This window comes from Tsukamurella sp. II2bb, from assembly GCF_057815145.1.
The window spans coordinates 144,213-164,599 of record NZ_JBYPZI010000003.1 but is presented as its reverse complement, the minus strand read 5'-3'; the positions used below and the strand labels follow the sequence as shown (position 1 = coordinate 164,599).

Annotated in this window: 22 protein-coding genes and 1 pseudogene; 16 read left to right on the top strand and 7 right to left on the bottom strand. The window is 68.9% G+C overall.

The window, feature by feature from the left end:
* The first annotated feature begins 6 nt into the window (after nt 1-6).
* The 5 genes from AC21LY_RS09320 (at nt 7) to AC21LY_RS09300 (ending at nt 4,622) form a co-directional block, all read left to right on the top strand.
* The gene (locus tag AC21LY_RS09320; RefSeq protein WP_489046176.1) at nt 7-1,296 is read left to right on the top strand and encodes a PucR family transcriptional regulator; all 1,290 of its coding nucleotides are present in this window, start codon (nt 7-9) and stop codon (nt 1,294-1,296) included.
* Between the two features lie 137 nt (nt 1,297-1,433).
* Nucleotides 1,434-2,336 (top strand): ACP S-malonyltransferase, encoded by a 903-nt coding sequence (locus tag AC21LY_RS09315; RefSeq protein ID WP_489046175.1) that lies wholly within the window; start codon nt 1,434-1,436, stop codon nt 2,334-2,336.
* A gap of 117 nt (nt 2,337-2,453) precedes the next feature.
* Entirely contained in the window at nt 2,454-2,759 is a 306-nt protein-coding gene (gene acpM / locus AC21LY_RS09310) for a meromycolate extension acyl carrier protein AcpM (protein ID WP_068530048.1), read from the top strand.
* Between the two features lie 4 nt (nt 2,760-2,763).
* Entirely contained in the window at nt 2,764-4,071 is a 1,308-nt protein-coding gene (locus AC21LY_RS09305) for a KasA/KasB family beta-ketoacyl-ACP synthase (protein ID WP_489046174.1), read from the top strand.
* Between the two features lie 188 nt (nt 4,072-4,259).
* Complete coding sequence (locus tag AC21LY_RS09300; protein ID WP_489046173.1) at nt 4,260-4,622, top strand: hypothetical protein; 363 nt, start codon at nt 4,260-4,262, stop codon at nt 4,620-4,622.
* A gap of 34 nt (nt 4,623-4,656) precedes the next feature.
* On the opposite strand, the pseudogene AC21LY_RS09295 reads toward AC21LY_RS09300, so the two are convergent.
* From AC21LY_RS09295 to AC21LY_RS09275, 5 genes and pseudogenes are all read right to left on the bottom strand, one after another.
* Nucleotides 4,657-4,782: pseudogene (locus AC21LY_RS09295) on the bottom strand (LuxR C-terminal-related transcriptional regulator); the annotation flags it as partial.
* The gene (locus tag AC21LY_RS09290; RefSeq protein ID WP_489046172.1) at nt 4,776-5,276 is read right to left on the bottom strand and encodes an AAA family ATPase; all 501 of its coding nucleotides are present in this window, start codon (nt 5,274-5,276) and stop codon (nt 4,776-4,778) included. The pseudogene AC21LY_RS09295 and the gene AC21LY_RS09290, both read right to left, overlap by 7 nt.
* A gap of 103 nt (nt 5,277-5,379) precedes the next feature.
* On the bottom strand, nt 5,380-5,799 hold the full coding sequence (locus AC21LY_RS09285; protein WP_489046171.1) for a pyridoxamine 5'-phosphate oxidase family protein: 420 nt from the start codon (nt 5,797-5,799) through the stop codon (nt 5,380-5,382).
* Between the two features lie 120 nt (nt 5,800-5,919).
* Nucleotides 5,920-6,435 (bottom strand): DUF3145 domain-containing protein, encoded by a 516-nt coding sequence (locus tag AC21LY_RS09280; protein WP_489046170.1) that lies wholly within the window; start codon nt 6,433-6,435, stop codon nt 5,920-5,922.
* Between the two features lie 136 nt (nt 6,436-6,571).
* Nucleotides 6,572-7,396, bottom strand: coding sequence for a serine hydrolase domain-containing protein (locus tag AC21LY_RS09275; protein ID WP_489046169.1), 825 nt, complete (start codon nt 7,394-7,396; stop codon nt 6,572-6,574).
* 212 nt (nt 7,397-7,608) lie between these two features.
* On the opposite strand from AC21LY_RS09275, the gene AC21LY_RS09270 reads away from it, so the two are divergent.
* On the top strand, nt 7,609-9,627 hold the full coding sequence (locus AC21LY_RS09270) for a hypothetical protein (RefSeq protein WP_489046168.1): 2,019 nt from the start codon (nt 7,609-7,611) through the stop codon (nt 9,625-9,627).
* 55 nt (nt 9,628-9,682) lie between these two features.
* Here the strand turns inward: AC21LY_RS09270 and AC21LY_RS09265 are convergent, their stop codons facing one another.
* A complete protein-coding gene (locus AC21LY_RS09265) occupies nt 9,683-10,228 on the bottom strand; it encodes a pyridoxamine 5'-phosphate oxidase family protein (protein ID WP_489046167.1) in 546 nt (181 codons plus the stop codon).
* A gap of 259 nt (nt 10,229-10,487) precedes the next feature.
* On the opposite strand from AC21LY_RS09265, the gene AC21LY_RS09260 reads away from it, so the two are divergent.
* The 5 genes from AC21LY_RS09260 to catC all read left to right on the top strand — a co-directional run bounded on the left by AC21LY_RS09260 (nt 10,488) and on the right by catC (nt 14,391).
* On the top strand, nt 10,488-11,042 hold the full coding sequence (locus tag AC21LY_RS09260; protein ID WP_489046166.1) for a nuclear transport factor 2 family protein: 555 nt from the start codon (nt 10,488-10,490) through the stop codon (nt 11,040-11,042).
* Between the two features lie 127 nt (nt 11,043-11,169).
* The gene (locus AC21LY_RS09255) at nt 11,170-12,075 is read left to right on the top strand and encodes a LysR substrate-binding domain-containing protein (RefSeq protein WP_489046165.1); all 906 of its coding nucleotides are present in this window, start codon (nt 11,170-11,172) and stop codon (nt 12,073-12,075) included.
* Between the two features lie 17 nt (nt 12,076-12,092).
* Nucleotides 12,093-13,193, top strand: a complete 1,101-nt coding sequence (locus AC21LY_RS09250) for a mandelate racemase/muconate lactonizing enzyme family protein (RefSeq protein ID WP_489046444.1) — start codon at nt 12,093-12,095, stop codon at nt 13,191-13,193.
* A 47-nt stretch (nt 13,194-13,240) separates the two neighbouring features.
* Complete coding sequence (gene catA, locus AC21LY_RS09245) at nt 13,241-14,095, top strand: catechol 1,2-dioxygenase (RefSeq protein ID WP_489046164.1); 855 nt, start codon at nt 13,241-13,243, stop codon at nt 14,093-14,095.
* A complete protein-coding gene (gene catC, locus AC21LY_RS09240; protein ID WP_489046163.1) occupies nt 14,095-14,391 on the top strand; it encodes a muconolactone Delta-isomerase in 297 nt (98 codons plus the stop codon). The genes catA and catC overlap by 1 nt, the downstream gene beginning before the upstream one ends.
* Nucleotides 14,392-14,462: 71 nt before the next feature.
* Here the strand turns inward: catC and AC21LY_RS09235 are convergent, their stop codons facing one another.
* The gene (locus AC21LY_RS09235) at nt 14,463-15,962 is read right to left on the bottom strand and encodes a PAS domain S-box protein (RefSeq protein ID WP_489046162.1); all 1,500 of its coding nucleotides are present in this window, start codon (nt 15,960-15,962) and stop codon (nt 14,463-14,465) included.
* Between the two features lie 201 nt (nt 15,963-16,163).
* Here AC21LY_RS09235 and AC21LY_RS09230 point away from each other — a divergent pair, with 201 nt between their 5' ends.
* The 5 genes from AC21LY_RS09230 to AC21LY_RS09210 are packed head-to-tail and all read left to right on the top strand — an operon-like array spanning nt 16,164 to nt 20,317.
* On the top strand, nt 16,164-17,336 hold the full coding sequence (locus AC21LY_RS09230) for an acyl-CoA dehydrogenase family protein (RefSeq protein WP_489046160.1): 1,173 nt from the start codon (nt 16,164-16,166) through the stop codon (nt 17,334-17,336).
* 44 nt (nt 17,337-17,380) lie between these two features.
* Entirely contained in the window at nt 17,381-17,740 is a 360-nt protein-coding gene (locus tag AC21LY_RS09225; RefSeq protein WP_489046159.1) for a hypothetical protein, read from the top strand.
* Nucleotides 17,741-17,769: 29 nt separating this feature from the next.
* Complete coding sequence (locus AC21LY_RS09220) at nt 17,770-19,050, top strand: aromatic ring-hydroxylating oxygenase subunit alpha (protein WP_489046158.1); 1,281 nt, start codon at nt 17,770-17,772, stop codon at nt 19,048-19,050.
* Nucleotides 19,043-19,549, top strand: coding sequence for an aromatic-ring-hydroxylating dioxygenase subunit beta (locus AC21LY_RS09215; protein ID WP_489046157.1), 507 nt, complete (start codon nt 19,043-19,045; stop codon nt 19,547-19,549). The genes AC21LY_RS09220 and AC21LY_RS09215 overlap by 8 nt, the downstream gene beginning before the upstream one ends.
* Before the next feature lie 9 nt (nt 19,550-19,558).
* Entirely contained in the window at nt 19,559-20,317 is a 759-nt protein-coding gene (locus AC21LY_RS09210) for an SDR family NAD(P)-dependent oxidoreductase (RefSeq protein ID WP_489046155.1), read from the top strand.
* The last annotated feature ends 70 nt before the right edge of the window (nt 20,318-20,387 follow it).

Below are 20,387 nucleotides of genomic sequence, written 5' to 3'. Positions count from 1 at the left end.
GGATCCATGACCGCCGATACGGGCTCGTTCCCGCTCCCCGGGAAGCCGGGGAAGGGGAGCTTCAACCGGAAGCGACCCGAGCCTCGCGACGTCCTCCCCGAGGCGATCCTCGCCCGGATCCGCCAGTACTCGGGGCGCGTCGCGACGGAGGCGGTGCGCTCCATGGAGGAGCAGCTGCCGTACTTCGCGGATCTGGAGGCCAGCCAGCGGGCATCGATCCAGCTGGTCGTCCAGACCGCGGTGGTCAACTTCGCGGAGTGGATCGAGAACCCGAGCAACGTCGAGTACACGGTCGCCTCCTTCCAGACGGTGCCGCAGGACCTGGCCCGCAAGGTCTCGCTCCTGCAGACCGTGGAGATGGTCCGGGTGGCGATGGAGTTCTTCGAGCGCTGGCTGCCCCTGCTCGCGCGGAACGAGGAACAGCTGATCGCGCTCACCGAGGCCGTTCTCCGGTACGGCCGGGAGATCGGCTTCGGCGCCGCGTCGATCTACGCCTCGGCCGCCGAGGCCCGGGGCGCGTGGGACTCACGGATGGAAGCGCTGGTGGTCGACGCGGTGGTCCGCGGCGACACCGGCGCCAACCTGCTCTCCCGGGCGGCGGCGCTCAACTGGGACCCGGTGGCGTCGGCCACCGTCATCGTCGGCAACCCCCCGCCGGACCAGAACGTCTCGGTGGCGGGGTCCGTGCACGACACGGCTCGTTCGCACGGCCGGTCGGCCCTGGCCGTCGTCCAGGGCACCAAGCTGGTGGTCATCGTCAGCGGCGCAGTCACCTCCGGCGGGCCGTTCGCCGACGCGCTGATGCGGCACTTCTCCGACGGTCCCGTGGTGATCGGGCACACCACCGCCACGCTGGAGGACGCGCACGCGTCCGCGGTCGAGGCGATCGCGGGCGTCAACGCCGTGGCGGGATGGCCCGGCGCACCGCGTCCGGTGCACAGCTGGGAGCTGCTGCCGGAGCGGGCGCTGATCGGCGACACGCACGCGGGCCGCACGCTGTACGAGCTCCTCGTCAAGCCCCTCGAGGAGGCCGGCTCGGCGTTGTCCGACACGCTGGACGCCTACCTTGATTCGGGCGGCGCGGTGGAGTCGTGCGCCCGCGAGCTGTTCGTCCATCCGAACACCGTGCGCTACCGCCTGAAGAAGATCGCGGAGATCACCGGCCGCGATCCGCAGGACCCCCGCGACGCCTTCGTCCTGCGCGTGGCGGCGACGATCGGGCGCCTCGCCGCGGCGAATCCGGAGCGGTTCACGCCCGCCGCTATGACCCGAATCACAGACATCACGCTGAACTGATCCAGTCACACGTAACACTCTGGTAACAGCCAGGCCTCGCTGAGCAGCACTTTTGTGGAAACCCCACAAATTCGATGAGCAAGGTTCTCAGGCTCCGACACCTTCTTTTCAGGTTCCCGGGGTGTTTCCTGGAACACGTGATTGCACTGCTCGCACCCGGACAGGGTTCCCAGAAGCCCGGCATGCTGACGGCATGGCTCGATCAGCCTTCTGCCGTGGAGCGCCTGCGCGTTTGGTCCGAGATCGCCGATCTCGACCTGGTCCGCCTCGGCACCATCGCCGAGGCCGACGAGATCACGGACACCGCCGTGACCCAGCCCCTCGTGGTGGCCGCCGCTCTGCTCGCCTTCGAGCAGATGGGCGCGCAGCCGGCCGAGACCGTCGTCGCCGGACACTCCGTCGGTGAGCTCGCTGCCGCCGCGGTCGCCGGCGTCATCACCGCCGACGAGGCCGTGCGCCTGGCCGCCATCCGCGGTCGCGCGATGGCCGCCGCCTGCGCCCTCGTCCCCACGTCGATGACCGCCGTGCTCGGCGGCGTCGAGGAGGACGTCCTCGCCACCCTCGAGTCCTTCGACCTGATCCCGGCGAACATGAACGCCTCCGGGCAGATCGTGGCCGCGGGCACCGTCGAGAACCTGGCGAAGCTGGCCGACAACGCCCCCGAGAAGGCGCGCCTGCGCCCGCTCGCAGTGGCCGGCGCCTTCCACACCGAGTTCATGGCTCCCGCGCAGGAGGCCGTCGCGGCCGCCGCGCAGTCCATCACCCCGCGTGACCCGCAGCTGACGCTGCTGTCGAACCGCGACGGCAAGCCGGTCACCTCCGGCGAGGCCGCTCTGGCCCAGATCGTCGCGCAGGTCACCCGCCCGGTCCGCTGGGACCTGTGCACCGCCACGATGCGCGAGGCCGAGGTCTCGATGCTCGTGGAGCTGCCGCCGGCCGGCGCCCTCGTGGGCATCGCCAAGCGCGAGCTCAAGGGTGTGCCGCAGGTCGCCGTCAAGACCCCGGCCGACCTCGCCGAGCTGCTCGCCGCCGCGCAGTAGCGTCGAGACCACCCGACGGGCCGTCCGGCACCGTCGAACACTGCGACGCACACGTCGCACAGATTCTCCCGTCTCCGCGAAACCGCGGGTCGGGTCACACAAGGAAAGGGACCCACTGTGGCCACCAGCCAGGACGAAATCGTCGCCGCCATCGCCGAGATCATCGAAGAGGTCACCGGCATCGAGCCCTCCGAGGTCACCCTGGACAAGGCGTTCATCGACGACCTGGACATCGACTCGCTCTCCATGGTCGAGATCGCCGTGCAGCTCGAGGACAAGTACGGCGTCAAGGTGCCGGACGAGGACCTCGCGGGCCTGAAGACCGTCGGCGACGCCGTGGCGTACATCCAGAAGCTCGAGGCCGAGAACGCTGATCTCGCGGCCGAGCTGAAGGGCAAGTACGAGGCTGAGAAGGGCAAGTAGGCCCTTGTCGTCGCTGAGGAGTTTCTCGACGCTGGGGGGTGATTTCCCCAGCGTCGTCGTCACGGCCATCGAGCTGACCACGTCGATCGGTGTCGATACCGACTCCACCTGGCAGGGACTGCTCGCCGGCAAGAGCGGCATCCGCCCGCTCGAAGGAGAATTCATCGGCGTGCAGATCCCGGATCTGCCGGTGCGGTTCGGCGGCCAGCTGCTGTCGGACCCGTCGGACGACGTGCCGGAGCGGCCCGACCGCGCGCACGCCGGGGACATCAGCAAGCAGCACGTCTCGAAGCGGCGCATGTCCTACGTCGAGCAGGTCGCCCATGTGATGACCAAGCGGCTGTGGGACAAGGCCGGACGCCCGGACGTCGACCCGAACCGCCTCGCCGCGGTGGTCGGCACCGGGCTCGGCGGTGGCGAGACGATGGTGCAGGCCGTCGACGCGCTCCGCGACCACGGCGTGCGCAAGGTCTCCCCGTTCGCGGTGCAGATGTCCATGCCGAACGGCGCCTGCGCCGTCTCGGCGCTGGAGATCGGTGCTCGCGCGGGTGCCATCGCGCCGGTCTCCGCCTGCTCGACGGGCAACGAGGCCATCGCGCACGCCTGGCGTCAGATCGTGCTCGGCGACGCCGACATCGCGGTCTGCGGCGGTGTGGAGGGCCGGATCGACTCTCCGCCCATCGCGTCCTTCGCGATGATGCGCGCGCTGTCGACCCGTAACGACGATCCCGCCGCCGCGTCGCGTCCGTTCGACAAGGACCGCGACGGCTTCGTCTTCGGCGAGGCGCAGGCGCTGATGATCATCGAGACCGAGGAGCACGCACTGGCGCGCGGCGCGAAGCCGATCGCCCGGCTGCTCGGCGCCGGCATCACCTCCGACGGGTACCACATGGTCTCCCCCGACGTGGAGGGCGGCGGCGCGGCGCGCGCGATGAAGCGGGCGATGGAGACGGCGGGCCTGTCCCGCGCCGACATCGACTTCATCAACGCGCACGCCACGGCCACCCCGATCGGCGACATCGCGGAGGCGAAGGCCATCAACGCGGTCGTCGGCACGGATGCCGCGATCTACGCGCCGAAGGGCGCGCTGGGGCACTCCATCGGTGCCGTGGGCGCGCTCGAGGCCGCGCTGACGGTGCTCTCGATCCGGGACGGGATCATCCCGCCCACCCTGAACCTGGAGAACCAGGATCCGGAGATCGAGCTGGATGTCGTCCACGGCGAAGGCCGCACGGGCGAGATCAACTACGCGCTGAACAACTCCTTCGGGTTCGGTGGCCACAACGTGGCGCTGGCGTTCGGCAAGTACTAGAGCGTTACTCCAGAGGCCGGTCGTCGGGGATACCCCCGGCGGCCGGTTTCGCGTTTCCCGACGATGCCGCCCGAGTAGTCCGCACGGCACGTCCCGTCTTTTCGAGTAGCCCGCTACGCGTGTTCGCGCAGGGCACGGATCGCATTCTGGTGGAGCCAGATTCGAACCGTCTCGGAGAGGACACTCCCATGAACATCACGACCAGGGTCGCAGCCACGACCGTCGGCGCCCTCGCCCTGCTCCCCCTGGCCGGCCTCGCCGGGGCCGGCATCGCGTCCGCGAAGGCAAACTTATCCCTAGGCTCGCCCATATCCAGCGCGGTCGGCGCCATGGTCACCGTCAGAAACTTCACCACCCAGGATGCCGGATGGTGCACCTACCGCTCGCGCCCCATCACGTGGCAGATCAACACCGTGAACATTCCGTTCCGGCTGGGCCCGAGCGCCACCTACCAGGTGTACATCCCGGGTGCCTATCCCACCGGGACCAAATACGTGATCTCGGTGGACTGCGGCAACGCCTACACCGTGTCCCGCTACGTCACTTACTGACGGGTCGCATCCGGACGACCCCGGCACCGTCGGGCTAGAGCAGCCGCGCCAGCGCGCGCCGATCCGACACCCCCGCCTTGGCGAACACCCGATAGAGGTGTCCCTCGACGGTGCGGACGGAGACCGAGAGTTCCTCGGCGATGGCGCGGTTGCTCATCCCCTTGCAGCTCGCGCACGGTCCGGGCCTCGACGGGGCCGTCCAGCAGCGTCTCGATCAGCTCGGCCGTCTGCTCCTCGCGGAAGGCGGCGATGTCCATCCGGCGCAGGTAAACCGTCCTTCCACAGCGACGTCACCGGGTCCGGCTGCGACTCGTCCGTGCGGGCCGTCGCGACGATCGGTGTGCCGCCGGCCAACACGAGCTGATGGATCGCGATGGCACTGAGCAGCGACACCGGGTCCTGCTCACCGCGGACCGACACCAGGTGTCCCATCGCCCCCAGAGCGATGGCCCGGGTCGATTCGGTTCCGACGACGGTGCGGTGTCCTCCGGTGGCGGCCAGCTCCCGGACCAGGTGCTGGGCCAGCATCGTCTTCCCCACGCCCGCGGTGCCCACGAGCAACACTCCCCGCACGCCCTGCTGTGCACCGAACGCCTCGCGGGCGAGTGCGATCTCGTCCTGCCGGCCGACCAGTGCGCTCGACGCCACCGTCATCGCCCGATCGTACGTCCGCCCGTCCATCCCGCGAGACCTGTTCCTGCAGCGCAGACGGTGTTCTGCGAAACGCGAGTAGTCGACTACCGGCGACCCCGGCGCCTCACATGGTGAGATCCGCGCCCAGCCAGTGTTCGGGCTCGAGGACGACGGTGAGGTGCTCTCCCAACTGGCCGAAGGCGAACTCCAGGTAGCCTTCGAGCGCCGGCCCGGACAGGTAGCGGGCGGCCATGGCGCGGATCTCGGTCTCCGACGACAAGCGGGATTCGGCGACGGGCCCCTCCACGCTCACGTACATCGTGCGCGGCTCGACCGTGTCGACCATCAGCGAGAACCGCCCGGCCTCCTCGAGTGCGCGAGCCTTGCGGGATGCGGGGCCGATCGTGATCCACGGCCTACCTCCCGGCTCGTAGAAGTACCAGACCGGCACCGTCAGCGGGCCCTTGCCCGGCTCGGCGACGGAGAACGCCGCGACGTGCGGTTGCGCGAGGAATTCCTGTTTCTGGAGCGATGCGAGTGCCATGGCCCGATGGTGGCAGAACGGTCCGACAAGTAAGGCCGTTACCCCGGTCCCGACGGGGCGCCAGCACGATGGCCGCGCTCGCCCGCCGGGGCCGGGTTTCCGGCTGGTCCGGTCCGGCCGTCAGCCGACGGCCTGCGACAGCCAGGTGACCTCGGCGCCCTGGCCGCCCATGCGGAAGGGTTCGAGCGCCTCGTCCCAAGCCGTGCCCAGGAGCGAGTCGAGAGCGGTCTGCATGCCCTCGGGCCCCTGCTCGAGCATCATCGAGCGCAGTTGCGCCTCGCCCAGCAGGGTGTCGCCGGACGCGCTCATGGTGCCGCGCCACAGCCCCAGCCCCGGGGCATAGCAGAACCGCTCACCGTCGACCCCCTCGGAGGGGTCCTCGGTGACCTCGAACCTGATGGAGTTCCACTCCCTCAGGGTGTTCGCCATCCGCGCGCCGCTGCCGACCGGGCCAACCCAGTCGACAACAGCACGCTGCATGCCGGGGATCGCCTCTTGCGCCGACCACTTGAGGGTGGCCCGGGCGTCGAGGGTCCTCGACAGTGCCCACTCCACGTGCGGGCACAGAGCAGCAGGTGCGGCGTGAATCCAGACGACTCCCGTCGTCACCTCTGCAAACTGATTCAGCTGCTGCATGGTTGCCACCTTCTTCGTTTCGACGAGGACGTCTTCCCCAAGCCACCTGTCGAAACGTGCGGTGCTACCAGCCGCGCTTTATCACATCCATGTAGTTATGAAGCCATTGTGCACCATGATGCGCGTGTTGCGCCAGTTACTCGCCGCCTTGGAGTTCCTGAGAAATCAGCCGATCGTTGAACTCTGACCACAGCGGCTTGGCCCACGCTCCGAACGGACGGTCCGTCAGGACCACCGCACCCAGCTGGAGGTCCGGGTCGAGCCACAGGAACGTGCCCGCCTGCCCGAAGTGCCCGACGGTGCGCGGCGAATTCCGGGTACCCGTCCAGTGGGCCCGCTTGTCACCCTTGACCTCGAAGCCGAGGCCCCAGCTGTTGTTCGCGAACTTGCCGTAGCCGGGCACGAAGCCCGGCAGGCCCGGGAAGTGGACGGTGCGGGCACCGTCGACGGTGGCGGGCGCGAGCAGGGTGGGCGCGGCGACCTCCGCGGCGAACCGGGCGAGATCGGACACCGTCGACCGGGCGCCGTGACCGGCGGGGCCGACGAGCTCCGAGCGCCGCATACCGAGGGGCTCGAAGACGGCCTCACGCAGGTAGTCGGCGAACGGAATGCCGGTCTCCTGCTCGATCAGCTGCGCCAGCAGTTCGTAGCCGTACGAACTGTAGATGCGCTGGGTCGCGGGCGGGGCCTGCACGGCCTCGGAATCGAAGGCGAGCCCCGAGGCATGCGCCAGGAGGTGTTCGACGGTGCTCCCCTCCGGCCCGGCCGGCTGGCGCAGCGCGACCGCCTCCTCCTCCACGGCCACGAGAACCCCGTATGCGACGAGAAGCTTGGTGACGGAGGCCAATTCGAACTGCCGCTCCACATCGCCGTGGGTCTCGACGGTGCGCCCGGCGTCGATCCGCAGCAGGGCGCCGGCCGCGTTGTCGACGGGCCAGTCGGACAGTTCCGCGAGGCTCATCCGCATCCTTTCGATCGTTGCCGCCACCCTATCGCGAGCCCCCTTCCTCCCCGCGACCGCTCAGCGCCGGCACCGGCGTCCCGCATGCCCGAATAACGACCGATTTCTGTGATCGCAGGAAACGGACACCGACGAGGCTCACCGGCTCTATCCTCATCTAGGGATGCGCCATTGCCGCGTCTGCATTTCGTTCGAAAGGAACACGAGCAAGCATGAGCGCGAAGCATCGCAGGGCATCGAAACTGGCCGTCAAACGGGCATCCGTCGCCGCGACCGCCATCGGCGCCACCGCCGGGATCAGCCTGATGGGCGCACCGGCGCAGGCCGCGGCCGCCCCGCCCGACTACAGCAAGGCGATCAGCGACTACTCGCACGCCCTGGACAACTTCCTGCGCGCTTCGAACAACGTCAACGGCAGCCTGAACAGCGTGTGGGGCCCGATCGCCAACGGCTCCGGCGGCATCCTCCCGACCTTCGGCTCGACCTTCACGCTCTCGGACGCCACCAAACTCTCCGATCTTCCGCAGATCCTCAGGAATCTGGGCGGGCTCACGCTCCCCACGTCCGTGCCCGGCACCGTGCCGAACGTCGTGCTCCCCGGCGGAGGCAAGATCGTTCTGCCTGTGACCTCGTCCATTCCGGGCGGGCAACTGCTGATCCAGATCGCAGACCAGCTGGACCTCGTTCTCGGCAACCCGGCCGTGCAGCTGATCCTCGACGAGCTGCCACCTGCCAGCGAGCTGATCAACGGTCTCGAGATCACGCAGTCCGACTACCGCGGGTGGTACTCCTGGAAGCTGCTCGGCCTCGACGGTGAGACGAACTTCCTCAACACCTTCCTCCAGACTCCGAGCGGCGTTTCGCTCGATCTGCTGAGCATCCCGGCGGTCGCGAACAGCCCCACGCTGCAACTCGCCTTGAAGGCGATCGTCGGGAACAACCTCTCCGACGTCGAGATCCTGCCGGAGGGCACGCTACCGGCAGGAACGGTGTGGGTGCCGCAGGGCGACGGGACGTACAACTTTCCGCTCGGCGCCCAGCTCGGCTGGTGGGCGGCTGCGCCGACGGCGGCGCTCAAGCTCCCCGCGTGGCTGACCGGCGGCGATGCCATCGACACGGTGATCTCGGTACCGATCTACGCAGCAGGCGCCCGCCTCCCGTTCAACCTGGCCGAGGCCGGCGTGGTCGGAGCGAACATTCTGCTCCCCACCGCGAACGGGGTGTACTCCCCGGTCGGCCTCACCATGACGAACCTGAACACGATCCTGCCGTTCGGCCTGACCAACATCAACGTGACGACGGGCAACTACGTCGGCACCAACGGCATCAACGTCAACAACGGCCAGAACCTCCTGCTCGTCCAGAATCCCCTGGGCATTCCGTTGCCGCTGATCTACGGGCTCGGCGGCTACAACGTCGGCGTCACGGGAGCGGGCCTCACCTCGCCGTCGCTCTTCGGCTTCAAGCTGTTCTCGGACGATCTCCTGCAGGTGGGCACGAAGGCGGGGCCGAACTCGTCCGCCGGCGTGATTCCTCCCGTTCTGCTTCCCACCGATCCGATGAGCGGCTTCATCACCGGGATCACCGGGCCGCTCGGGGTGAGCTCGCTGACGCAGGTCCTCGGACTCGATGCGATCATCAAGCCGGTCATGACCGCGTTCGGTCCCGTCTACCAGGTGGTCTCGGCGGTCACGCTCACGCCGCTGTCGGACTTCGCGACCAGCCAGTACGGCCCGTTCGTCAACGGCTCGGCGGCGCAGCTCCTGGACCTGTCGAAGACGCTGTCCGAGCGGACCGGGAGCCTCCCCGGTGCGCCGTCCGGCGCGGAGTCGAACAACGCTGCGGGTGCGAACAACGCGGCACGTGCAGCGAGCTTCGCAGAGACGGGCCAGAGCGATTCCGGCACCGTCGATGCGCCGACACCGGCTCCGACCACGACTCCGGCGACGGGGACCGGCGACCACAGCCTCGACAAGGGCGGGGAGCCGTTCCCCGACCTGCTGGCCCGTCTCCAGGGTGCGAAGCCGGCCGATGCGGGCAAGACCGAGCCGAACCCGAGCCCCGCGCCGGCTCCTGCGCCCGAGCCGGCGAAGCCCGAGACCCCGGCGACGCCGGCCGCCCCGGAGCAGCCCGCAACGGTGGCGGGGACGGCACCGTCGACGGACGATTCGCCCTCGACGACCTCGGTGAGCACGAGCACGAACGAAACCGGGACCGACAAGGCCGCCTGACACTCCCCGACCACGGCGACCGGCCCGGGCATCCTTCCGGGCCGGTCGTCGCCGTCTACTGCACGGGCAGCCCCGTCGGGAAGCCGTCGATGCTGTGGGTGTTGCGGTCGCGCCGATAGCTCTCGATACCCTCGGCGCCCTTGTTGGCCGCCCACGAGTCCATCAGGCTCCGTTGCCCCTCGTACTCGTAGAGCGGGACGCCGAAGCCGCACGAGGTCTGCACGAGATCGACGGCCATGTCGAAGACGTTGCGCGCGCCGCGCATCGGCGGAAAGAGCGCCAGCAGCTCGTCCCAGCCCGCGTCACCGGCGTGGACGGCGCGCGCCGTGCCGTACAGCCGCAGGATGAGCGGCTTGCCCTCGAAGGCGCAGAACATCAACGTCATCCGCGGGTTCCGCAGCAGGTGCGCGGCGGTCTCGTTGCCGCTGCCCGTGCCGTTGAGCCAGACCACCCGGTTCGGTCCCAGCACACGCAGCGAGTCGAGACCCTTCGGGGAGACATTGACCCGCCCGTCGGGGGCCGCCGTGCCCACGAAGTACATCTGCTGGGCCGCGATGAACTCCTGCAGCCGCTCGGTGATCTGGTCGTACTGGGTCGCCATGGCACCAGTATCGCCTCGTTCGCGGCCGCCGCCACGCGTTACCGCCATCGCCTGCCGAGGGCGACGGTCCCGTTCCCGTCCCCGGCAGCGGTCCGCGGCGGTTTCCCTTCCGCGGACTGCGGGAACCCTTACTCCTCTGGCCCCGAACACAATCGATGTGTTCTCGTAGTCGTCATCGTCCGAATCGGTTCAGCATCGGACGGAGTGCGGAGGCGGAAGTGGTCGTCACGCGCGTACTTCCGACCAACGAGGAGGGGCCGTGACCGACACGGACGCCATCGATGAACTGCGCCTGCGGGTGGACAGGCTGGAATCCGAGGCCGACATCCGGCGACTGCAGTCCCGCTACATGTTCCTCTGCGACACGCCCTGTCCCGAGTACGGCCTCGACGACGCCGGTCGGATCGACGCCATCATGGCCCTTTACACGCCCGACGCGGTCTGGGAGGGAGTCGGCGAGTACTACGACCGTCAGTTCGGCCGGCTGGAGGGCGCGGCCGCCATCCGCGAGCACTTCGAGCAGTTCTGGTCGCCGAAGCGCGATCCCACCCTCGTGCTCAACGCCCACTACCTGACCGCCGAGCAGATCCACGTGCGCGGCGACGAGGCCGATGGACAGTGGATCCACATGCAGCCGTGGCTGTTCGCCGACGGGACCGGCCTGCTCCGCTCGAGCCGCCTCAACAACGCCTTCCGCCGTGAGGACGGTCGCTGGTACATCAGTCGCACCCGTACGGAGAACGTCTTCGTCGCCACGCTGCCCAGCGGCTTCGCGAGCGACTACCCGTCGACGTCGGTGCTCCTGCGGCCCTGACGTAGCGCTCACCCACCCGGCCCCTTTGGTGCTCAGAAGGTCCTAATCGTAATCAAATAGGTCCTGGTCTTTCCCAATCAGGCCTCCTAGCGTATGAGATGCAGCTCACAGATCGAGGGAGGACACCATGGACCTACGGCATCTGCGCCAGTTCCTCGCCGTGGCCGAGACCGAGCACTTCGGACGCGCCGCGGACCGCCTGCACGTCGCGGGCCCGGCGCTGTCCCGCACGATCCGGCAGCTCGAAGACCACATCGGTACACCCCTCTTCGAGCGGACCACCCGGCAGGTCGAGCTGACCGAGGCCGGACGGGTCTTCGCCGGCGACGTCCGGGCCCTCCTCACCGAGCTCGACGGTGCCGTCGACCGCGCCCGGCTCATCGGTGAGGGCGCAAGCGGGGTGCTCCGCGTGGGCGTCACCGGCTCCGCCTCCTACGGGGTCCTCCCTCGCGTAGTGCGCCGGATCACGGCCGAGCTGCCCGGCGTGGAGCTCGCGATCGAGACCGAGCTCCTCACCCCCGTCCAGGCGGCGGCCCTCACGGACGGCCGGCTCGACCTCGCGCTCCTGCGCACCCCGGTCGCCGTCGCGGGGATAGCCCATCGCGTGCTCTTCAGCGAACCGCTGATCCTGGCACTGCCACACGGACACCGCTTCGCCGGACGCCGGGACGTCACCGTCGCCGATCTGACGGACGAGCCCTTCATCACCTACCCGGCCGACACCGGTTCCGTCGTCGACGGTGCCGTGGTCCGCACCTGCGCCACTGCCGGATTCACGCCGCGGCGGGCGCATCAGGTCGGCCGGACCTCGACCCTGCTGACCCTCGTCGCGGCGGGCCTGGGCATCGCCCTGGTCCCGCGTAGCGCGAGCTCGGTACAGCTGCCCGGCGTGCGGTTCACCGCGGTGCCCGACACCGAACAGGTCGAGCTCGCGCTCGCCTGGCGCGCCGACGGCGTGTCCCCCCTGCTGACTCGCGTCCTACACGCACTCGGCACGACCGACCTCACCGACGAACAGGAGACCGCGGCATGAGCCCGACGGACCCCGACCTGCGGATCACCGCGATCGACGCGATCCCCTACCGGATCCCGTACGTCAAACCGTTGAAGTTCGCCTCCGGGGAGGTGACGCACGCGGATCACGTGCTGGTGCGGGTCCGCACCGCCGGCGGGCTCGTCGGTCACGCGGACGCTCCCCCGCGGCCGTTCACCTACGGCGAGACCCAGGCCGGGATCGTGGCCGTCATCGACGGCGTCTTCGCGCCGGCCCTGATGGGGCTGGACGCCACTGATCGTGAGCTCGCGAAGCATCGGATGCACCGCACGATCGGCAATCCCGCCGCGAAATCCGCCATCGACATGGCCCTCTGGGACGTGCTCGGGCAGGCGTGGGGAGTCTCAGTGAGCCGGGCCCTGGGCGGCTACACCGATCGGATGCGCGTATGCCACATGCTCGGCTTCGACGCCCCCGCGGCGATGGCCCAGGAGGCCTGCGAGATCCGCGACCGCCACGGCATCAACACGTTCAAGGTGAAGGTGGGTCGTCATCCTGTCGACCTCGACGTCGAAGTGGTCCGCGCGCTGCGGAACGCGCTGGGCGACAAGGCCGAACTCTACATCGATGGCAACCGTGGGTGGACGGCCTCGCAGTCGCAGCACGCGCTGGACCTGCTCGGCGATGTCGGCCTGACCCTGGCGGAGGAGTTGTGCCCCGCCGACGACGTCCTCGGGCGGCGCCGACTGGTGGCGAACTGCCGTATCCCGTTCGTCGGCGACGAATCCGTGACCACGCCCGCCGAGGTCACCCGCGAGCTCCTCGGTGGCGGCGCCACAGCCGTCTCGATCAAGACCGCGCGCACGGGATTCACCGGCTCCCAGGAGATCCTGCACCTGGCCACCGGCCTCGGCATCGAGGTCGTGATGGGCAATCAGATCGACGGGCAACTGGGAACCGCCTGCACCCTCGCCTTCGGCGCCGCCCACGCGGCGACGAGCGCCCGCGCCGGCGAGCTGTCGAACTTCCTCGACATGGCCGACGATCTCCTCACCGAGCCCCTGCACATCGTCGGCGGCGAGATCGCCGCGCCCACCGGGCCCGGACTGGGCGTCACCGTCGATCCCGACAAGCTCGCGCACTACCGACTCGCCTGACCGGTCCACTCCCCGAACCCCTCAGCCCCAGAACGAAGGAGAACACCATGACCAGTACCGAATTCGATGCCAAGGCCGCCGAGTCCGGCGCCGGGGCCACCGCCGCCTTCCTCAAGAAGCAAGGTTCCGTCGCCGACACACCGCCCGAGCGGGTCTCGACACTCGCGACCGAGGTGATCACCGCCGTGCACGACGTGGTGCGCCGCCACAACGTGACCTACGCCGAGTACGACGCGCTGAAGTCCTGGCTCATCAACGTGGGCAACGACGGTGAGTGGCCCCTGTTCCTGGACGTGTGGATCGAACACGCCGTCGAGGAGGTCAACAACGCGCACCACAAGGGCAACAAGGGGACCATCGAGGGCCCCTACTACGTGCCCGATTCACCCGTCGTCAGCGAGAACGGCAAGGGCGCGCTGCCCATGCGCGCCGACGAGGCCGGCACGCCGCTGGTCTTCCGGGGCCAGGTCCGGAACCTCGACGGGGCCCCCTTGGCCGGTGCGAAGGTGGAGATCTGGCACGCCGATGCGCACGGGTTCTACTCCCAGTACGCGCCCGGTCTGCCCGAATGGAACCTGCGCGGCACCATCGTCGCCGACGATGACGGACGGTTCGAGATCACCACCGTGCGCCCGGCGCCGTACATGATCCCCACGGACGGCGCCTGCGGCAAGCTGATCTCCGCAGCGGGCTGGCACGCCTGGCGCCCGGCGCACCTGCATCTCAAGGTCTCCGCACCGGGAATGGACCTGCTCACCGCGCAGCTGTACTTCCCGGGTGACCCGCACAACGACGACGACATCGCCTCGGCCGTCAAGCCCGAACTCATGCTCGACCCGCAGGCCGCGGGCGACGGTGAGGTCGTGGTCTACGACTTCGTGCTGGATCCGGAGACCGTCTGATGCCGCTGTACGCGGTCCGCATGGACGTCGCCATCCCGCACGACGTGGATCCCGATCTACGGGCCGAGACCATCGCCCAGGAGAAGGCGTACAGCCACGAGTTGCAGCGCAGCGGCGAGTGGCCGCACATCTGGCGAGTCGTGGGTCAGTACTCGAACATCTCCGTCTTCGACGTGACCGACAATGAGCGACTGCACGAAATCCTCTGGGGCCTGCCCCTATTCCGCTGGATGACCATCGAGGTGACACCGCTGTCGACCCACCCGTCGGACATCGCACTGCTCGACGCGTCGTGACGTGCGGATCGTCGCTGCACCGACGCAGGCGGTGCAGCGACGACCGGCATCGGGGACGGCCGCTGCGCCGGCTACCCGTCGGCACTGGGCCTGGAGACCAGTAGCGGAAGCCTGATGGTGGCGACGGTGCCCGTCGGCGTGTTCGGTGCGTACCGGAGCTCACCGTTGTGCCGCTCGACGATGTGCTCGGAGAGGATCAGGCCGATCCCGGCACCGTCGTGCTTGGTACTGAACGCGCCCGACGCGAGGCGGTCCCCGTCGGACCGCGCGCCCGCGACCGGCATGCCGCTCCCGCGGTCGATCACCGAGACACACGCGGTGCCGTCCTCGACGAAGACACGCACCGTCAGGCGTTTGTCGGCGACGGAGGGCAGCACGATCTCGTCGATCGCGTTGAAGCACAGGTTGATGATCACCTGGCCGATGAGCACGCTCTCCCCCTCGATGAGCAGCGCCTCGGGATGTGGCTGCACGTCCAGGTCGACGCCGCGCTCGGCGGCGCGCAGCCGGACGAAGTACAGGCACTCGTCGACGGTCGTCCGGAGGTCGATCGTGGCCATGGTGCTCTCGATCCGGCGCACGTAGCGTTTGACCGAGGCGACGATCTCGCCCGCGCGGGAGAGCTGCTTGGCGATCGCGTCCAGCCCGTACGCCAGGGCCTCGGGTGCGGGCGCACCGTCGACGGTCCGCGCCTGCAGGCCCCGGAGGAAGTTCGTACTCGCGGCCAGCGGCTGCCCCAGCTCGTGCGCGAGGATCATCGCCATGTCGCCCATGGCGTTGTAGCGGCTCAGGTACTGGAGGTTCGCCTGTTGGTAGGCATGCGAACGCTCGAGTTCGACCCGGTCGGTCACGTCGCGCACGGTGAGCACGAGCGAGGTGATCCCGTCATGCGCCACACGCTCGAGTTCTCCTGCCAGCCAGGTGATCTCGCCGTCCGCTGAGATCAGCCGCTGGCTGATGTTGACGGAGCCGGTCCCGGCGACGAGGCGGGCGGTGACCTCCGGCGCGGATGGCCGCGGATCACAGTCGCCCAGTTCCTCGACGGCGACGCCCATCAGCTCGTCGGCCGCCCGGCCGAAGAGCCGCGCCGCCCCCGGGGAGATGTCCTCGATGACGCCGTCGGTGTCCAGCACGACGATGCCGGCCGCGGTGTAGGTCATCAACCGCTGCAGTGAATCCGATACCCGGTCCAGCTCCTGCTGCAGCTCCATCGCTGCGGTGAGGCGGAACTCGACCATGACGACGGGACCGGTATCGAATTCCACCAGGGTGGCGCTCGCGTCGGTGAGGAAGTCCCGCCCGGACTTCGTTCGGTACTTCCACTGCCGCCGGCTGGATCCGTGCAGGACCGCGTCGTGCAACCAACCCACGCCGACCTCGCGCCGGAACTGCCGCTCCTGACTGCTCATGTGATGCGCCTTGAGCGGTGTCAGCTCGTCGAGGGTGAAGCCGAACATCTTCTGCGCCGCGGGATTCGCCCAGAGGATGTCCTTGGTGACGGCGTCGTGGATGAGAATGCCCGTCGACGTTCTCACCACCATCTCGAGGGCGTCCTGCTGGGTCGGGAACATCGCCTCTCCTCCGATCGTCGTCCGCTCGGCGGTGGCCGCTGCGCGAGATCGACCGACGGTATCGGCAGTGGGCCCGCCGCGACGATAGGTGATTACCTTAGCCGCGCCGCAGGAAGTGCGGATACCGATCCAACTGCGACCTCCATAGCGTGGTCCATATCACGCCCAGCCCGTGACATCGAGAAGGAATCGGAGATGCCCATGGCGATCAACCAGGCCCGGGTCCGCGTCTGTGCCGCCCCTGCCGGCGCAGAACGCGACCAGGCGTTCGAGCACGCCCTGGAGGTGCTGTCGGAGCGGCGCGACGAGTTCGCCGACCAGCACTACGTGCCGAGCGACTACATCGATCTGCTCAAGCGAGCGGGCCTCTTCCGCGTGGCGACCCCGGAACGGTTCGGCGGCGAGCCCCTACCCCCGTCGGACTTCATGCGTCTGGTCGAGCGGGTGTCGGAGGTCGACCCCGCCACGGGCTGGGTGGCCAGTTTCGGCTCCGCCACCAGCTATTTCTCAGCGTTGTCCGTCGAATCCCAGAAACAGGTGTACGCGGACGGCCCGGACCTCGCGTTCGCGGCCGGGATGTTCCCCATGCAGCAGGCCGACGCGGTGCCCGGCGGTTTCCGGGTGACCGGCGAATGGCAGTTCGCCAGCGGCTGCAAGGGGGCGGATCTCCTCGGTGTGGGTCTGGCGGGCGGGCCTGAGACCGAAGGGAAGCCGATCACCGCGCTGGTCCGTCCCGAGGACGTGGAGATCGTGGAGAACTGGGACGTCGCCGGGATGCGCGCCACCGGATCGCACGTCGTCCGCGCCGACGGGGTGTTCGTCCCGGCGGAGATGACCTTCATCCGCGGCGGTGAACCGACCGTCTCGGAGCCGCTGACCCGCTACCCGATGCTCGCCTATGCGGCGCAGGTGCTCGCCGTGGTCACCCTCGGAGCTGCGCGCGGCGCCCTCCGGTACGCCGAACGTGCCGGTGCCGCGAAGACCTCCATCACCGGCGGCGGAGGCAAGGGCGCCAAGCCGACCTATCAGATCGGGTTCGCGCGAGCCGAGGCCGCGCTCCGTTCCGCCCGGTCCTTCTTCTACGAGATCACCGACGAGGTCTGGGATCTGGCGGTCCGCGACGAGGAGATCACCGACCGGCACCGCGCCCTGCTCCGGCTCGGCGCGACCGAGGCGGCGCACGCGGGCCGGCGGGCGATCATGGAGGCCTTCGACCTGGCCGGAACCGGCGCCATCTACCGCGGGCACCCCCTGCAGCGGTACCTCCAAGACGGCATCGTGCCCGCCCAGCACGCGATGCTCGCGACCGCGACGTACGAGGCGGCCGGCGCCGTGCTCCTCGGCATGCCCTCCGGCGCACCCAGTTTCCCCTGACCACGCCCGCCCTGCCCGGTCCAGCCAGACGAAAGAGAGATCCCGTGTCCACGCCCCTGCGCACCCTGTTCTGCTTCGGCAACAACCAGAACTTCTTCGACCTCCCGAAAGCCGACATCGGCCCGGTCTGGGTGGGCGTCTCCACAATGCTCTCGAATCTGAAGAACATGGACGGTGTCGAGGTGATCGGCACCTTCGACGACGACGCGCACATGGTCGGCCCGTCGGACGGATGGCCCTGGACGTGCTACGTGCTCGCGGACGTCCGGGATCAGGAGACGGTACGCGAGGCCTGCAATCTGCTGCGCACCACCATGATCGGCGAGCACGCCCTGTGGCGGTACCTCAAGGTCGAGGCTCGGATGGGCCGCGAGCTCACGATCCGCGACGACGTCGACGTCTAGGCCCGCCCAGCACAAGGAGAGCAATCGAGATGACCAGCACTGAAATCGGCGACGCGCGGAACTACGCGGACCTGGTCGAGACCGACCGCGTCGCGGGCCGGTTGTACACCGACCCCGCCATCTACGCGGAGGAGATGCGGCGCATCTTCGACCGCACCTGGGTCTGGGTGGCACACGAGAGCGAAATCCCCGAGGCGGGTTCGTTCAAGACCACCATGGTGGGCGACCAGCCGGTGATCGTCAGCCGCGACCGCAAGGGCGCGTTCCACACGCTGCTGAACCGCTGCCGGCACCGCGGAGCGTCGGTGTGCGATCAGCGCAGCGGCAAGGCCAACGGCTTCACCTGCCCGTACCACAACTGGTCCTACGCCCTGGACGGCCGGCTGCGGGGCATCCCGTACCCGGACGGCTACGAGGGGGTCGTGGACAAGAAGGACTATCCGCTCAAGACGCTGCGCACCGAGAGCTACCTGGGCATGATCTGGGCGACGTTCAACGAGGACGCCGAGCCGCTCACCGACTTCCTCGGCGACGCGAAGATCTGGATGGATCGCTTCCTCAAGCAGTCCAACGGCTTCCCGACGAAGGTGATCGGCACCCACAAGTTCCGGTTCAAGGGCAACTGGAAGATCCAGCTCGAGAACACCACCGACGGCTACCACTTCCCGATGGTGCACAAGTCGTGGATGACCTCGGTCGACGCCGAGACCGCCAACATGATGTCGTTCATGGACGACCCCGCCGCCGTGACGCACGCGCTCGGCAACGGGCACAGCGTGGCGATCATGGCGGCGGCGCACGCCGACCTCGACGTCGACGATGGCACCGAGGAGGTGCAGCCCCGTTTCCAGCACCTGGTGGACGAGCTCGTCGCCGCCGGCGAGGATCCCGCGCGGATCCGGCGGTACATGCGGTCGATGCACGGCTGCGGGTTCAACCTGAACATGTTCCCCAACATCGCGATGTCGTCGTCGTTCTTCCGGGTCATCATCCCGATCTCCGTCGACGTCACCGAGGTGTGGCACATGGCGATCGGCATGGACGGCGGCCCGGAGTCCATCAACCGGGAACGGCTCCGCATCCACGAGCACTTCCAGGGCCCGTTCGGGTTCGGCAGCCCCGACGATGCCGAGGGCTGGGACCGGGTCCAGCTCGGCGCCAGCGGTGATCCGCACATGCCGATCCTGGTCAACCGGGGTGAGGCGCGCGAGGTTCCGTCCCCCGAGGGGTGGCTCACCTCGCACGTGACCGACGAGACCGGCATGCGGGAGTCCTACGCGATGTGGAAGGCGATGATGAGCGATGACTGAAACGACCACGGCGGGCTCGCTGTTCTCCGACCAGCGGGTGGCGCGCGCCATCGAACTGGTCTGGCACGAGGCGAAGCTGCTCGATGACAAGGACTACGAGGCGTGGCAGGAGCTCTTCACCGACGACGGGCTCTACATCGTGCCGATCGACTCGGAGACCACGGACTTCGCCGGCACGCTGAACATGATCTACGACGACAAGCGGATGCGGATGCTGCGGGTCCAGCGCCTGCTCCAGGGGTATTCGCCGTCCGCCGTCGCGGCGGCCCGGACCGCGCGGATCGTCTCGCGGTTCACGGTCGACTCGCTCAGTGACGAGCGCATCGTCCTGCGCGGCGTGCAGATCCTGAGCTCGTTCAAGCGCAACGAGTTCGTCACCATCGGCGCGCACACCGAGCACACCATCGCGCTGCGGCCCGACGGTGACCGGATCGAGCGCAAGGTGGTCCGGATGCTCGACAGCGAGGACGCGACCCGCGCCTCCGGATACCTGGTGTAAGGAGCAGCGATGACAGACGCGAGCAGTTCTGCCGGCATCGCGGTGGTGACGGGTGCGGCCGGAGGCATGGGCGAGCTCTTCGTCCGGCGGCTGCACGACGCGGGGAACCGCGTGCTGGTGACCGACATCGACGAGGCGGCAGCGCAGTCGCTGGCCGGTGACATCGATCCGTCGGGGGCCACGGCGCGCGGATTCCGGCTCGACGTCGGCCGGCGGACGAGTTTCGTGGATGCGCTGGCCGAGGCGCGGCGCCTGTGGGGGACACCCACGATCCTGGTCAACAACGCTGCGATCACGCAGGCGGCCGACCTGATGACGCTCCAGCAGGACGACTTCGAGAAGGTGCTCACCACGAACTCGAACGCCATCTTCTTCGGTTGCCAGGTGATCGGCGGCGCGATGGCGGAGGCGGGGTACGGCCGGATCGTGAACATGGCCTCGCTGGCCGGGCAGAACGGCGGTACCGCGACCGGCGGGCACTACGCGTCGTCCAAGGGCGCCATCCTGACCATGACCAAGGTGTTCGCCCGCGAACTCGCCGGCCGCGGGGTGACCGTGAACGCGATCTCCCCCGGCCCGCACGACCTGCCCATCGTGCGCCGGACGGTGCCCGCCGAGAAGCTCGAGAAGGTGATCGCCGGGATCCCCGTCGGCCGGCTCGGCGACCCGGGCTACGTCGCGAAGATGGTGGAATTGCTCGCCGCACCGGACGCGGGCTTCGTCACCGGCGCGTGTTGGGACGTCAACGGCGGACTGTACGTCCGGTGACGCGGACCGTCCGGCCGGGGATCCGGACGGACGGTCACACAGCCCTTTTTTCTCTCTCAGTCCAGGAGTT

Coding starts and splice junctions, on each gene's coding strand:
- catC (WP_489046163.1), top strand. CDS start 14,095: ATGCCGCTGTACGCGGTCCGCATGGACGTCGCCATCCCGCACGACGTG.
- AC21LY_RS09285 (WP_489046171.1), bottom strand. CDS start 5,799: ATGGCACTCGCATCGCTCCAGAAACAGGAATTCCTCGCGCAACCGCAC.
- AC21LY_RS09290 (WP_489046172.1), bottom strand. CDS start 5,276: ATGACGGTGGCGTCGAGCGCACTGGTCGGCCGGCAGGACGAGATCGCA.
- AC21LY_RS09265 (WP_489046167.1), bottom strand. CDS start 10,228: ATGGCGACCCAGTACGACCAGATCACCGAGCGGCTGCAGGAGTTCATC.
- AC21LY_RS09210 (WP_489046155.1), top strand. CDS start 19,559: ATGACAGACGCGAGCAGTTCTGCCGGCATCGCGGTGGTGACGGGTGCG.
- AC21LY_RS09230 (WP_489046160.1), top strand. CDS start 16,164: ATGGCGATCAACCAGGCCCGGGTCCGCGTCTGTGCCGCCCCTGCCGGC.
- AC21LY_RS09235 (WP_489046162.1), bottom strand. CDS start 15,962: ATGTTCCCGACCCAGCAGGACGCCCTCGAGATGGTGGTGAGAACGTCG.
- AC21LY_RS09280 (WP_489046170.1), bottom strand. CDS start 6,435: ATGCAGCAGCTGAATCAGTTTGCAGAGGTGACGACGGGAGTCGTCTGG.
- AC21LY_RS09275 (WP_489046169.1), bottom strand. CDS start 7,396: ATGAGCCTCGCGGAACTGTCCGACTGGCCCGTCGACAACGCGGCCGGC.
- AC21LY_RS09300 (WP_489046173.1), top strand. CDS start 4,260: ATGAACATCACGACCAGGGTCGCAGCCACGACCGTCGGCGCCCTCGCC.
- AC21LY_RS09215 (WP_489046157.1), top strand. CDS start 19,043: ATGACTGAAACGACCACGGCGGGCTCGCTGTTCTCCGACCAGCGGGTG.
- AC21LY_RS09255 (WP_489046165.1), top strand. CDS start 11,170: ATGGACCTACGGCATCTGCGCCAGTTCCTCGCCGTGGCCGAGACCGAG.
- AC21LY_RS09270 (WP_489046168.1), top strand. CDS start 7,609: ATGAGCGCGAAGCATCGCAGGGCATCGAAACTGGCCGTCAAACGGGCA.
- catA (WP_489046164.1), top strand. CDS start 13,241: ATGACCAGTACCGAATTCGATGCCAAGGCCGCCGAGTCCGGCGCCGGG.
- AC21LY_RS09220 (WP_489046158.1), top strand. CDS start 17,770: ATGACCAGCACTGAAATCGGCGACGCGCGGAACTACGCGGACCTGGTC.
- AC21LY_RS09320 (WP_489046176.1), top strand. CDS start 7: ATGACCGCCGATACGGGCTCGTTCCCGCTCCCCGGGAAGCCGGGGAAG.